The sequence below is a fragment of the Treponema sp. R80B11-R83G3 genome (assembly GCF_054786115.1).
Window position 1 is genome coordinate 1 of the sequence record NZ_BDHF01000050.1, and the last position, 14543, is coordinate 14543.

General features: G+C 40.7%; 8 protein-coding genes and 2 tRNA genes. 2 read left to right on the forward strand and 8 right to left on the reverse strand.

Annotation, left to right across the window (positions count from 1 at the left end):
• The first annotated feature begins 329 nt into the window (after positions 1–329).
• Positions 330–1469, forward strand: coding sequence for a sialidase family protein (locus ACYVRH_RS08280; protein ID WP_461256449.1), 1140 nt, complete (start codon positions 330–332; stop codon positions 1467–1469).
• An 822-nt stretch (positions 1470–2291) separates the two neighbouring features.
• On the opposite strand, the gene ACYVRH_RS08285 is transcribed toward ACYVRH_RS08280, so the two are convergent.
• The 8 genes from ACYVRH_RS08285 to ACYVRH_RS08320 all read right to left on the reverse strand — a co-directional run bounded on the left by ACYVRH_RS08285 (position 2292) and on the right by ACYVRH_RS08320 (position 12938).
• Complete coding sequence (locus tag ACYVRH_RS08285; RefSeq protein ID WP_461256450.1) at positions 2292–5951, reverse strand: UvrD-helicase domain-containing protein; 3660 nt, start codon at positions 5949–5951, stop codon at positions 2292–2294.
• Entirely contained in the window at positions 5951–8854 is a 2904-nt protein-coding gene (locus ACYVRH_RS08290) for a PD-(D/E)XK nuclease family protein (protein ID WP_461256451.1), read from the reverse strand. Before ACYVRH_RS08290 ends, ACYVRH_RS08285 begins: the two co-directional genes overlap by 1 nt.
• A 227-nt stretch (positions 8855–9081) precedes the next feature.
• Positions 9082–9480, reverse strand: coding sequence for a hypothetical protein (locus ACYVRH_RS08295; protein WP_461256452.1), 399 nt, complete (start codon positions 9478–9480; stop codon positions 9082–9084).
• Positions 9481–10048: 568 nt separating this feature from the next.
• Positions 10049–10465: a hypothetical protein gene (locus ACYVRH_RS08300; protein WP_461256453.1), complete on the reverse strand. Its 417-nt coding sequence runs from the start codon at positions 10463–10465 to the stop codon at positions 10049–10051.
• Positions 10458–11480, reverse strand: a complete 1023-nt coding sequence (locus tag ACYVRH_RS08305) for an AAA family ATPase (protein WP_461256454.1) — start codon at positions 11478–11480, stop codon at positions 10458–10460. Before ACYVRH_RS08305 ends, ACYVRH_RS08300 begins: the two co-directional genes overlap by 8 nt.
• 122 nt (positions 11481–11602) lie before the next feature.
• On the reverse strand, positions 11603–12598 hold the full coding sequence (locus ACYVRH_RS08310; RefSeq protein ID WP_461256455.1) for a hypothetical protein: 996 nt from the start codon (positions 12596–12598) through the stop codon (positions 11603–11605).
• Between the two features lie 121 nt (positions 12599–12719).
• Positions 12720–12792 (reverse strand) — tRNA-Phe (locus ACYVRH_RS08315).
• A gap of 73 nt (positions 12793–12865) precedes the next feature.
• Positions 12866–12938 (reverse strand) — tRNA-Ala (locus ACYVRH_RS08320).
• A 233-nt stretch (positions 12939–13171) separates the two neighbouring features.
• On the opposite strand from ACYVRH_RS08320, the gene ACYVRH_RS08325 reads away from it, so the two are divergent.
• Positions 13172–14524 (forward strand): hexokinase family protein, encoded by a 1353-nt coding sequence (locus tag ACYVRH_RS08325; protein ID WP_461256456.1) that lies wholly within the window; start codon positions 13172–13174, stop codon positions 14522–14524.
• Positions 14525–14543 lie beyond the last annotated feature (19 nt).

Consider the following 14543-nt stretch of genomic DNA (forward strand, 5'->3'; position numbering starts at 1 on the left):
ACGCAACACGCAAGACGCAACACGCCACACGCAACACGCAACACGCAACACGCAACACGCAACACGCAACACGCAACACGCAACACGCAACACGCAACACGCAACACGCAACACGCAACACGCAACACGCAACGCAATTATACTCACCTAACAATAATCGTGTCAACTATACAAATCACTTAACACCGTTTTTTTCATCAAAAAATAATATTATTTCTCATTTTCCAATCTTTGGGAAAACGCCAAGCGACTTTCAGTCGCACGACTTTCAGTCGCGCGCCCCTCGGTCGCATAAGGCTTTTTCATATATCAATTTTAAGGAGTTTTCTATGAAAAACAAAAGCAATGTACCTTTGGTACACCTAATCGGGATTATCGCCCTTGTAGCGGTAATTGGGTTTTCAATGGCGGCTTGCAGCGGCGATGATGACAACGGCGGCAAAAAAGACGACAGCGGATGGAAAGCCGTAACGGACACCACATTCGGCACAAGCAGAATCAATGCAATCGCATGGGGCGGCGCTGCCGGACAGGAAAAGTTTGTCGCAGTGGGCGGAGATAGTGGCATAGTCAACAGCGGCAAAATTGCGTATTCGTCTGACGGCGTAACATGGACAGCCGTATCGAACACCACATTCACAAATGCCTTTAACGGCATCACATGGGGCGGTACTGCCGGAAATGAGAAGTTTGTCGCTGTGGGAAATGGAGGCGCAGTGGCGACTTCGCCTAACGGCGTAACATGGACAGCCGTAGCGGACAGCATATTCGATATATGGTTCTACGCAATCGTCTGGGGAACTGACAAGTTTGTCGCCGTGGGCGGCAATGCAAGTATTGCGTATTCGTCTGACGGCGTAACATGGACAAAATTAGACAGGCAAGTAATTGGAGGCGTATTCGGCTCAAGCAATAACTACATAAGGGACATCGCCTATAGCGACGACTATTGGGGACCGGGTACCGCCAAGTTTGTCGCCGTGGGCGACAATGGAAAAATGGCATATTCGTCTGACGGCGTAACATGGACAGCCGTAGCGGACAGCAAATTAAACTTTACAATCTACGCAATCGCCTGGGGCGGCAACATGACCAACGCGTTTGTCGCCGGGACTCCCACCGGCAAAATCGCATTTTCGAGTGATGGTATAATATGGATCAACAGACTAGGCGACATAGAAATAAACAGCACATTCGGCGAATGGGGCATCAATGCTATCACCTATGGCAACAATAAGTTTGTCGCCGTGGGCTGGCAAGGCAAAGCGGCGTATTCGTCTCAAGTCGGCGACAGCCAAAGCGCCGGCTGGACATGGACTGCTATAGCGAATACAACATTTAACACAAGCGACAACGCACGAGGTGAAATCAGGGGAATTGCCTATGGTAACGGCAAATTTGTCGCCGTGGGCGAAACTCAAAACGACGGCGGCTCATTACCTCATATAGCGTACTGGAACGACAATTAAGAAAACCAAAGGGAGTGCAACTGTGCCTGAGACCGGTTTTCGGTAGTGTCGTTTGACAAATCAGCGACACTACCTGTAAAGTTCGGTTCCAGCCGGGCTTCGTCCGAGTCTGGAGCCAAAATAACGAAAGAAAGTGTACCTTACCTTGCAGAGTATGTTAAATATGGGAGTTAATCACACTGGTAAAAATGCTTATTAGCGCTTTAAGATGTATGCCCAATAAAATCCCTGACTGTACTAAATAAATCTTTGGGCATACATCTTTGTCAACACTCAAACGCCTTCTGCTCAACATTCACCATCCTAACCTGATCAGTCATCTCCACCGCATGCCCCGTTCTAAGGTAGTAAAGCCAAAGCGCAGTGGTAACCGACACCACTTTTTCATGGTGTACCTTGACTCCCGACCAGCCCCATATGTAGCGTATAGGCTTGGGAGTTTTGCCAAAGAGAAAACTATAGTTATCATTGCGTTTACCGAGCCTATCATATTTTTTGTGTTCAGCAAAACTCCAGACTGTGATGTGCTTATTAGCGCAATAAGATGTATGCCGAATAAATTCCTTGAGTACAGTCAGGGCAGGGCTGCGGGTGGCAAAAACATCTTCTGGAATTCCCCGCCGTAGGAGACTTGGGAATAAAACAAAGAAAATTCAGAGAATAAACGTCCACCGCCTAATAAAAAAAAGATTTCGAAGTATAACGCTAATATTTGTTTATTAGGCGGTGGAAGGCTCCGTAGGCGGGTTCCCCAGAGTTTTTGCCACCCGCAGCCCTGCCCTGACTGTACTAAATAAATTACTTGGGCATACATCTTAATCATCACTCAAACGCCTTCTGCTCAATATTCACCATCCTAACCCGATCAGTCATCTCCACCGCATGCCCCGTTCTAAGATAGTAAAGCCAAATACGACATTCCTTCTTTACATGGGTAGCAAAAAGATTTGAAATAGCCTGATAATAACAGGCCATCTGCGCCGTATGCTCCCAGGGTTTCTCGCTGCTGTCAGTTTTAAAATCCACTATATGCACCGCGTCCTTATCCGCGAAAAACAGGTCTATAGTGCCATTAATAAAAATTTCTTTTCCTGCTTTGCTTTTTAACAGCGTCCTAAACGGAAACTCGCTCTCCCGTTGCTTCGCCATTTGCGCTATCTTTCCCAGGGGAGAAGCCACAAAACGGCGGGCTAATTTCTTGCCCGCTTCAAGCAGAATGTTAAATTCATCTTCATTTAAAAGCCCTGAAATATTTGACGGGATTACAATCTCCGTATTTTCCAAAAGCGCCTCAACGCAAATGTGGGCGATTGTTCCAAAACTGCCCGAATTAAATCTTTCAGACGCTTCATCATCGCTTTGTGAAAAACGGGACAGTATTGAATCTACTTTTCTAAAAACATCTCTTGATTTAATACCTGAAAATTCTTCTTTAACAGGCAGCTCTTTACCCTCGATTTCTTTGTTTTCTTCTTCGTTTTTTTTCAGTGATACCGGCGTTATGTGATTTTTACGCAGAAAAAGAGTTTTAATAATTTCCTTTCTTTCATAAAAAGGAGAAACTTTCTTAAAGAATTCATTTAATCCATTTTGATCGTTTGTTATGCCGTAAAGGCCTGTTTCCTGTTTTTTTAAATCTTCTTCCGTTAAAACGGGTATTTCTTCCAGATTGAAAAAACTTGAATCTTTTTTTAGGCCCTCGTCTGGAATATGGGAGGCAATCGCCGGTAAAAGAAGACCGAACATCGTGTCGTTATTCAAAATCGAATCGCCTTCAATATAATTTTCTTTTCCTTTGGATTGTTCTTCTTCTATATGTTTTTTTAATAAAAGCGAAAAATCATCTGTTTTAATTTTATCATCAATATTAAGAGAGCCTGTTATATACAGTTCTTTTTCCGCCCTAGTCATAGCGACATATAAAAGCCGCCTGAGTTCGGCGGTTCTTTTTCTTTTTGTTTCTTCATTAGCCTGTTCCCAGAAAAAGTTTTTACGCTTTCCTGAAATTGAACGGCACTCAAGCGGCGGCGGCGGGCTGAAAACAAGACCTGCCGTATCGGAAAGATATACGTCGTCGCAGTTGTCTACTTGGCTTTTTTTCCCGCAGGAACAAACAAACACGACGGGAAATTCCAACCCCTTGCTTTTATGTATTGTCGTAATATGAACGGCGCTTTTTCGTTCAAGAGGAATTTCAATCTCGGACAGCCGTTCTCCTGAATCCCTAAGTTCAATCATTGAATCCGTAAAAGAGGCAAGCCCCTGATTCTCAGCGTCAGCGTTAGCCGTTAGATGAAAAAGATAATCAAACAATTCCCTGTAGACGCTTGTCTGAGGGTTCCATTCCGTTTCGTAGCGGTATCCTTCGTTATACCATAACTCGCTTACAAGCTCGCTAATATTTTTTACTTTTGCCTTTTCACAAATTGACAAATAGACATTTTTTCCGCAAAGATATTTTTCCTTATCAGCGGCTTCAAGAAACTCAAGCGGTTTGCCGTCAAATGGCTGGGAGTCATTTGGAGCTTCACCGTAAACGGAAAGGCAGGCGGCGGTTCCCGATAGGGAAAGTCCCGCAAAAGGAGAGCGGAGCATCTCGGCGTAGGCGGCTTTATCCATTGGATGGGCGGCCAGGCGAAGGACTGATAAAATATCATTTACAGGGCCGCCGTAAAATAAATCGTTAATATCTTCGCAAGCGTATGGAATTCCCAGTGTTCTTAAATGTTTTTCATAAAAATGCTGAGTCGAGCGCTTGCGAAAAAGAATTGCAATATCATCGGGCTGATATTTTTCTGACAGTAATTGTTCTATTTTCTCGGCGACAAACCGCGCTTCATTTTCATCTGCGGATAAGCGATCATTTTCTTCCGCCTCAGCTTTTTTATTTAAAATACAAAGTGTTAAATTTCCGCCGCCTGTGCTTCCCGCGTTAAGAGCGGCATATTCAGCTTCATAGAGGGGCAGGTTTTTTGACCGCGAGAAAACGGAATTGTATTTTACAGACGGAGTTTTTTCTTCGGAATCTGGATAAATTCCGCCAAAAATAGCGTTGAAAGCGCCTATTAAACCGGCGGAAGAGCGATAATTTGTTTTTAAAGGGAGGTCATCGCTTTTTATTTCTTCTTTTAACTTGCGAAAGACGGATACGTCGGCCCCCCTGAAAAAATAAATAGACTGTTTTTCATCTCCCACAAAAAATAGTTTCCCTTTGCATAAATCTTCCGCAGGAGGAACGCCCTTATTTAATTTATTCGATCTTTCTGCAAGAAGAAAAAGAATGTCTTTTTGAAGTTCATTATTATCCTGAAACTCGTCTATCATTATTGATTTAAAAGCGTCTTTTTCGCTGCGCCTTATATCGGTTTGCTCAATAAGAATGGTTCTGGAAAGGCTTGCCACATCGTGGAAAGTAAGAACGCCCTCCGTCCGCTTTCTTTCAAGATAACGCTTTTGCAATCTTGAAAGCAAAGACATTATCGAAATAATAAAACCCGCCTGCATGCACGAAATTGCCAAAGCTGAAAAGGCATCGTAAATATCACGAAGTAAATAGATATTCTTCTTTACAGGATTATCGGATTTTTTTCCTCCTCTTAAACTTATAATTTTTATGGCATGTAAAAAAAACAAAAACTTTAAAAAGGATTTATGCAGCGGATGGGATTCAGCTTCTTCAATTACCGTTTCTACCGGAGTATTTTTTAATTGATTAAAATATTTTTTTATATCGGCGCTCCAAGGTATGTAATTATTTTCAGCTTTTTCTTTTTCAATTACCTGGACAAGAATAGGAAGAAACGAATTATCCTCGCCAATGTCACGCTTAATATCGTCTAACACTTTTTTTATATTTTTAATCTGGTTATCCCACTGCGAGCAAAGAACGTTAAATTGATAATCTAAATCAGCCAAAAAATCACGGGGCTTGTCGATTAAACTGTAATTAAATAAAACGTCGGCAAATATATTGTGAACAATGTTGTTAGGACGATTTCCCGAATAAAGTCTCTTTACCGCCGGATGATGGCGGTGCGTTATAAAAAATGGATACGAAACTTCCAAAGCGATATTATAGCACCTCTGTTGATCAATTTGAAAATCAGGCCTTATACCGTAACGGGGCGCGCATTGTTTTACAATCGAAGTGCTGTATGAGTCCAATGTTTGTATTCTAGCGTGAATAAAATCATCAAGCGCTTTTTGCGCCCTTTGGCTCTTTATGCCGCTATCCTCCTGAGCGATTTGCGAAAGCAGCGAGTATATCCTTTTATACATTTGCGCGGCGGCTTTCTTTGTAAATGTAAGCGTTAATATTTCATCTACTTTATAACCTTTCTCTGTGAGAAGCCAGGCAAAACGATGGGCAAGCACCATAGTTTTGCCCGAGCCGGCTCCCGCCGCGACAACGGCGTTCTCTTCACAGAAAGCGGCTTTTTTTTGTTCTTCATTTAACCGCTTAATATTTGTTTTTTCATTCATCAATGTTTCCCCAAAGTGTTTTTATTTTCGCGTCCGATAATATAGACTGTCCGGCATAGGCGCTGATAATCGCAGTTGAAACAATCGTTGTTGTCCTGCGGAAAAACCGTAAAATTACCGGACGATATTTCTTCTGTAAATTGCTCCGTTCTGTTTTTAAATTCGCTAAATATTTTCATATAACGTTCACTACTTCGGATAATTTGATCCTCTTCTTTAGAAGGAATATTTTTATTTGCGCTCTTATCATGAACCGTTCCGATTATAACTTGCGGTTTTTGATCGAGAATACTGTAAAAGAGGGCGGTGTATACTTCAAAATGTTCGTTTTTTTCGATTAATGTTATATACATGGGGAGTTGAAAATCAGTAAGAGGCGTTTCTTCGTCTGCGGTGCAATCACAACGGGCGGGCATATATTTTAATTTAAAATCGACAATGACATATTTATCAATTCCATCACGATTTTCTTTTAGAATACAATCAATAAATCCGTTAAGTATATATGTGTCATTTTCATATTTATAATTACACTCGCTTCCGGCCACTTTGTATCCGGCAAAAAAAGAAAGAAAAGAAGAAAGGCATTTTTCAAGATGATAATTAACATCGTCTTTTCCGGCGCGTAACAGGCGTGCGGTAAGGGCGCTCATCTGGGGATGACCGTCAGTTTTTAATAACGGGAAACAGTCAAAAATTTTGTTTATGCTTTTTTCAAGCAAAGTGCGGTAAGACGGTGGAAGAGACAAACCTAAATCCGTTTGCTCTGGTACAAGCAGAGGAGAGCCGTTTTTTAATTCTGTAAAAAAATTATTTAATATAGCGTGGTAAACAAGACCAGATAAATTTTCCGCCATTAGGCTTGTTTCAATTCGGGAGTTTTCAATAGCGAATACATTTTCAAAGAGCCATTTAAAAGAGCACTGATAATATTTTTGAAGCGATGTGGCGGATACGCTGTATTTGCCTGTTTTAGCGTATTGTGTTTTAATAATGTCTTTTATTTTTTCGCCGGCTGTCCATTTTCCACTTGAAGTGCTTTTTTTACTGCGGCGGTTTTTCCAGTTTGTAAATCCGTTTATTTGACTCTCATGAAGTTTTTCATCATTTGTAATAGCAAGTGAAGAATAAAAAGCGCTTTCAGCGTCAAAATAATCCTGCGCGAATTTATCAGCAAACGCCGCGTCTGTCGAATAACGCGTTCTCGGCTCTGAAGGAGAATCAATTTTTGAATGCGGTATGGCAAAGCCTGAAAAAGTTTGCTCACTGCAAAAAAAAGCCGAAACTTTTTTAGAGTTATATTTGTGCATATTAATAAAGCTTAAAGACGCGTCTTCATCGAGAATACCCAACTCTTCGCGTTTTTTTCTGGGGAGAAAATCAAGGCGCGAATAAACAACGGATAGGCTTTCCTGTCCCGCGCCGAGTATTATATGGCAGTCAAAAGGAGCCGCCGCCGCAGTCTTGTAAGGAAGAATCGCCACGCCCGATAACTCCTGTTGCGGAAGGTACGGGACTTCGTCTAAATATTCAGTAAAAAATAAAAATGGATCCGGCGCTTTTACATCGGGAAAACTTTTTTCTATCTCTACAAGATTCATTAATTCTGAGATACAGCGGGACAGAATAAGATCGCTTTCTTCGCCGCAAGTCTCCATATCAAAAAAATATTCACGAAAAATAAAATACTGCCTGCGAATTTCATTGAATGACTCACAGCGGCGAAAAGAGTTAAGCCGTTTTCTTAGCTCATTAAAAAGCTCACGCGTTTCCCTGTCATAAAAACGTATGGGGTTATTAAAAGCGTCTTCCCAAACATTGATGTATTTTTCCTCTCCGTCAATTTCCTCGACCCATGAATATAGGCAGTTGTTATCTATTCCGAATTGTACAAGTTTTTCTATGGGAAGAGAGTTTTTCCAGGGAAGAGCTTTATTCATTATTAGGGAGACAAGGGCTGAAAAAGGAAAATTCTGCGAAACACATTCAAGTATGGAGCGGAAAAAGCCGCCCGCCGGATAATCACAGAGTAGTTTGCTTGAACGTTTTACAAAGGGGATATTTCTGTTAGTAAACTCACGCAACACATAGGGTTCGTAATTCTCTGAGTTAGGGACGCAAACGGCGATTGAATCCCAGTTTACGCCGTGATTTTCATTTAAGGCGCGAATGTAAAGAGCGGCTTCTTTTATTTCGCTTCGGGAATTTGGGTAAAAAAAAGTATCGCTTTTTAAATCATCAGTATTTGACGCTCTTATTGTTTTAACATGACGGCTGTCAGCCAACAATTCCCTATATTCGCCATAATCGGAAAGTGACTCAGGAAAAAAAATAAAAACCTCTTTTCCCTCATCATTAAAAGGCGGAGTTTCCCAAGCCGGTTCAAAAAGATTATGCTCGCTAAGAAAAAGCGCGTAACGCCGTATCAGGACAAATAAATCCTTATCATCGCCTTCCATTTTGGAAGCTGCGTTTTCCGCTTCATTGCCAAGGATACTGTCCGCAGTTAAGCCTGTAACCTTTTTAAACCATACGCCAAGCTGTGGTAAAACGCCTGTGAGCCACGGCGTAAATTGAGCCGCCGCTTGCGCCCACTCTGCTTTAATTAGTGATGAAAAAATCGGCGTTTTTCCTTGCGCCGCATTCTGCGCGTTTTCATTAACAAGACTGCTTACAAAAATTTTTCTAAGTACGGACGGGATACTCCTTTTATTTTGCACTTTGGACTTAATTGAATTCTGTTTAAAATCATCCCATGCGATAAATTTATTCATCGCGATTGTCCCCTCTTGAAGGCGGAGCAAGCGGTCAGCCCAGCCGGATGCGCTTATATCTGTCGGAAAAACAAACAATGAATTTGAGTTGTTGATGTTTTCAATAAGGGTCTTTTCAACAAGATTCATGTATGGTTAGTGTAAAATAACCGGTGATTTTTGTCTACTAATATTTTGATACGCCTCATAAATTTCTTGCTTTCAGCGTTGTGCTGGTACTGGTCAGCGTCAGCCTTTTGCTCATGCCGTTTATGCAAAAGAGATTGTTTGATGCGGACTGGACAGACGGTCTTTACCTTCGGGATATGGAAGAATATTCCTTGCCATTTGCTCAGCTTGAGTGATAATAACAAAAATTAAATTTTTTCTATTTTATCAGGCGAGACGCTGACCTCAACCATTTCTCCGTCTTCACCCTCTTCAAATAAAACGGTTATGGCGTCTCCTTTGCTATAAGTTACCGAACCTACGGTCTCCGCTTGAATAATTTCCCCGCTATGGCCTATTTCAACGTCTTCAAGGATTTTTACCCTGTCGTTAAGCTTAAATGGGTTCGTTTTTTCAAGGGGTTTCGGTTCAATCTTATCAGGCACGTTATCGGTTGATCCGCCGCTTTTTTTGCCCATATTATAAACAGTCAGTACAAGTTGTTCCAACTGGGCCATTTTCATGTTTTTTAAGTCGTTATTAAAAAATTTTTTGATAACATAATTTGCATCCGTAGCATCTTCAATTTTAATATCTTCAATATTCATAAAAGCCTTCTCCTCTTAGTTATAAAAATACTATATAAGACGCTTTCTGTCAAGCAGATCGCCTCCATCTTAAACCTTCTTTTCCTCCCCATAGTAACAAGTCAAATACACCCCCTTAATCTCCTCGATCAGCGGATACCGGGGATTCGCGCCGGTGCATTGGGCTTGATGTTTCCTATTAGTGTCGTGGAACACCCAACCTTATTGGCCAAAGCCATTTTAGATATTCCTAAAATTTGGCGGTATTTTTTCATATTTCGTGCTAATAACTGGCGACAATCGGTCATTTTGGCCTCCATAAGAGACATTTTATTGTCCCTGTTGAGGTATATGCCGCCAATAACCAATAATACTTATTATAATCAGTTTTTCGCCTGCTTGTTTTTTCATAATGTTAATACGAAGTAGGAGCTATAGTTCCTTTTATAACCTGTTTTTATTTAGTATAAAAAATGATCTGTCATAATATCAGTTTAGCTTATTAATTATATTTTATTAGTTATACATTATTTAACAGATATATATCAACTAAAAGTATAACTAAAATTATAGGAGATTTGAATCTCAATCATGCTAAACTCCATTCATTAATAATTGCATTGAGTTGTTTCTTTATATTTGAAAAATCCCTACCAAGATCAAGTGCTTTTACGCCGATCCGATTACCGCCTAAATCATATATCATGGTAGGAAAAATATCTTCATCTGTTTTTGCATAAAGAAGCATTCCACTGACCAATCCTGTATTATTTTTGTCTTCATTTTTTACATAGGCGAATATCTGATACAGATTATTTGATTGGAATGTATCGGAATCATACTGTGTTTGCATTATTTTTCCGTAGTACTTTGCGTCAATGTCTTGTATATTTTCAAAATACTCTGTTTCTATTTCTTTGTAATTATTGTGTTGCAAATTCTGATAAGCATAGGAAAGCATATAGTAGATATTTTTTATGACTATGCTTTGTTTATCTTTAGTCATGCAAAATACCGCGTAATTTTCTCGCCCAGCTTTGAGCTTTAGCCTCATCGTCAAACCAGTATTCATTGAGCATTGGTATAAGGTCATATTCAATTACTTCGGAAAGCCATCCATCAGTGCATATTTTCTGTCCACAGAAATAGCTGTGCCCTATGCAGAACCCCTTGCCGAGTGAGGCATCTTTCTCTATATCACGGTTAAGTTCCCTTATAAGTTCAATTAGATCATCAAACGCTTTATTGTTTAATGATTTTTGATAAGATTTGAAATTGTCGTTTTCAAACGCAGGCCTCATATCGAAAAAGCTAAATCTTCTGCGAAGGGCATAATCAATAATAGCAAGGCTTCTGTCCGCCGTATTCATCATGCCGATTATATAGAGATTCTTAGGTACGGAAAAGTGAAGGCCGTTATATGCCATCGTAATTTTCTTACCGCGATAATCTTTTTCTATCGTCATAAGCAATTCGCCAAATATCTTGCTGAGATTACCACGGTTTATTTCGTCAATGATAAAGTAAAAATTGTCATCGGGATTGTTTTCAGCTTGACGGCAAAACTCATAGAAAATTCCGGTTTGTAATCTGAAACCTGTTTCATCAGGCTTATAACCCATAATAAAATCTTCGTATGAGTAGTTTTGATGAAACTGGACGATTTTTACTCTGTTATCATCTTCTCTACCAAGTATGGAATATGCCAAACGTTTAACCATAAATGTCTTGCCGACTCCGGGAGCGCCCTGTAATATGATATTTTTCTTGTGTTCCAGAAGCGCCGCTAACGAATCATATTCTTCCTCCGATAAGAAAACCTTGGAAAGAAAGTCTTGCTTTGTATAGACATCGTACCGTTCATCATCAACGGAGGGATTTTGATCCCTGATAATATCAAGCAATAGTTCATATTGGTCCTTTGTCAGTTTAAAAAGACTGCCGTTAGGATTAACATAAAATTCCGTTTTTTGAAATTCATCAATGTCTTTGATGGCACTGTATTCAATAGGTTTAGACAACCCTTCCTCTTTAACAAAATATACAGACTCACCGTCATTTCCTCTGGAAATTTTACATATAGCGACGATTTGCTTAACAGGGGTAGATTCATATCCAATGAGAAGATCACCGGCCTTGGCAGCTAGAAAGTTTTAATATATCCGCCGTTTATTCCCGTTTTCATTGAGCAGCGTGTAGCCGTGGTCATGACACTACAGCCGGTTGCCCTGGAAATACGTTTTGCAAGGTAGGAAGAACCGCTATTATAAAAATTCTTGGATTCCCCGTACTCTTGGCTTAACTGCGTACAAGTCGCTTCACCGCCTATATGCAACATACGCTTCATTATGGCTTTTGAATCATGCGTGAAGATATTTTTATCGGATAAAAGCTTTAACCACTCTTCCTTATCAATACCCGGTGAGTACTCCTCTTCGGTCGGCCACCATCCATCTGTTGTTTTTTCAATTTGCCTGCTCCCATAAAACACAATATCTTCGGTTAAAATATGAAAGTCATTGTCAGGGCTATCTTCTTCTGTCAAACGGTTTTTACTCAAATTTAGCAATTCATTGTCTTGCTTAACCACTTCAAGAATTTCATTGCACATATCAAAGTATTTTTGTAATCCTTCGGGCCTTCCCATTTTAGGCACGTCCGAATATTCGATTTTTGCCGCAAAATCCCTGAATTTTCGATATTTGAAGATATAGTATTTATTTGGATTCTGGAAAAACAGATAAACACTGACAGAATTTGCCGTTTGATAATGTTGGCGCCATGAACCGCCGCCGTATTTCAGGCGCAATTCTTCCGCCCTTTCAATAAAATTATCAATTCTTTCGGTAACCGGACTATGTTCATCAAAAAGCGCTATAAACATAGCCCTTACAGCTTCAGGGGCTTCTTGAGCCATTTCGCAGATCATACCTCTTGCATAAAAATTATAGGACGTAAGCAAATTTTTCGCTTTGGACAAGGCGCGATTTAACATTGCCGGAAAATCAGCGGCGTTTTCATCCCAATTATCCTGAAAGCACTTTACCGCTTTCCATTTATAAATTTCTTCCTCATGAATTTGTTTAAAATCCTTTTTATATTTAGAAATAATTGCCGCTAAAGCATTTTTATTAAACATACTGCTCTCCTTTTCCATTATTGTTATTAGTTCTGTCCATTGTGCAATATAATTTCTAGAAGTACCGTATTAATATGGTTTTATTATCCTTTCCCATAGCCCCTTTACGGGGCGCAGTTTTTGCCACCTCGGAGAATTGAACTCCAGACACGCAGATTTTCAGTCTGCTGCTCTACCAACTGAGCTAAGGTGGCCAAAAGCGTTCTAACCCTTAACTTTTTTAAATATGCCAAAATCCTCAAAAATAGTCAATAGGGGCATACTTTATGGAGATATGGGGATTCGAACCCCAGGCCTATAGATTGCGAACCTATCGCTCTACCAACTGAGCTATATCCCCGGTACTTCTATTTAGCCCAAAATTTTATTTTTAGTCAAGATGTCAGTGGTTCGCAAAAGGTTCTCACGAAGATTACAAAGGTACTAAGAACACAAAGGGGAGCAATAAACCGCACCCACACAGGGTGTAGATGAATAAATTCTTTAGGCATACATCGTGTAATAGTATAATTCAGGTATTAGACTTTTATAAATGCTATTAACATGATATAATGATTAAAAAGGGAGAAAAAAATGAGTAATTTCAATCCAAAAGAATTGTCCGATTTTGCTTCGCATTATGGCTTTCATTATAAAAATATAAATCCGGACGCGCTTGTAAAGGACGTATTAACGGAGATGGACAGGGGGCTTAACGGCAAGAAATCAAGCCTTCCCATGATTCCGTCGTATATTTCTCCAATTACAAATATTCCTCCCGGGAAGACAGTCCTTGCGCTGGACGCGGGCGGAACCAATTTAAGGGCAAGCCTTGTTCATTTTAAAGAAAACGGCGAGGCCGTCCCGCAGGGAACAAACAAGATGCCTATGCCGGGAACTTATGGCCATGTAAACGCCCAGCAATATTTTGAGGCAATCGCAAATGTTACATTGCCCTTGCTTAATGACGCAAAGATTGAAGGCATCGGTTTTACATTTTCTTATCCAATGGAAATTACGCAGGACGCTGACGGAATTCTTTTATCGTTCAGCAAGGAAGTGGACGCTCCAGACGTGATTGGAAAGGCAATCGGCAGAGGACTGCGCGACGCTCTTTCTGCAAAGGGCTGCAAGTATTCAGGTCCAATCGTTTTGTTAAACGACACCGTCGCTACCTTGCTCTCCGGTCTTGTATCAATTTCTCCCGATGGAGAGGCTTCGCGTACAATCGCTGACTTTAGCGTTAAAAGCGGCCCTGTTATCGGATTTATTTTAGGAACAGGTTTTAACACGGCTTACACGGAAACCGTCATTCCAAAAATCGGCTTTAATTCCCCTTCTTCACCGCAAATCGTGGTATGCGAAAGCGGAAATTTCAGCGTCAATTACCGAGGCAAGCTTGATAAAGAATATGACAGCACGACAAAAAACCCCGACGGATACCTTCTTGAAAAAGCGACGGCGGGAGCGTATCTTGGCCCCTTGACATTACACATTCTAAAACAGGCGATAAAAGATAAAGTTTTACGTTTTAGAAAATCAGATGAACTTTTAAATATGCCCCATCTTGAAACAAGAACTTTAAATGAGTTTACCCACGCTCCCCTTTCAAATCAAGGTCCGTTAGGCTCTCTCTTTGGCGCCGATGAAAGCGCCGCTCTTGCAGTAATGCAATACATTACGTCGATTGTTACTGAGCGCGGCGCTTTGTTTTCTGCGGCAGTGTTAGCCGCAACCGTCATCAAGTCCGGCGGCGGATATGAACCGTATTCGCCAGTCAGAGTCGCCGTGGAGGGAACTACATACCTTATTTACAAAGGAATGCGCCGCTCCCTTGAATCTTATCTTCATCAAATGCTTTTCAAGGAAAAACCGCGCCCATATATCGTCTCTCCTGTGGAACAGGCGAGCCTTTTCGGGGCAGCGGTCGCGGCATTGTCAAAATAATTTTATCACAGGAGAAAAA

What these genes read in the sequence shown, in the direction of transcription:
- ACYVRH_RS08300 (WP_461256453.1), bottom strand. Translation starts at nt 10,465, where the DNA reads ATGACTAAAGATAAACAAAGCATAGTCATAAAAAATATCTACTATATG.
- ACYVRH_RS08290 (WP_461256451.1), bottom strand. Translation starts at nt 8,854, where the DNA reads ATGAATCTTGTTGAAAAGACCCTTATTGAAAACATCAACAACTCAAAT.
- ACYVRH_RS08285 (WP_461256450.1), bottom strand. Translation starts at nt 5,951, where the DNA reads ATGAATGAAAAAACAAATATTAAGCGGTTAAATGAAGAACAAAAAAAA.
- ACYVRH_RS08295 (WP_461256452.1), bottom strand. Translation starts at nt 9,480, where the DNA reads ATGAATATTGAAGATATTAAAATTGAAGATGCTACGGATGCAAATTAT.
- ACYVRH_RS08280 (WP_461256449.1), top strand. Translation starts at nt 330, where the DNA reads ATGAAAAACAAAAGCAATGTACCTTTGGTACACCTAATCGGGATTATC.
- ACYVRH_RS08325 (WP_461256456.1), top strand. Translation starts at nt 13,172, where the DNA reads ATGAGTAATTTCAATCCAAAAGAATTGTCCGATTTTGCTTCGCATTAT.
- ACYVRH_RS08310 (WP_461256455.1), bottom strand. Translation starts at nt 12,598, where the DNA reads ATGTTTAATAAAAATGCTTTAGCGGCAATTATTTCTAAATATAAAAAG.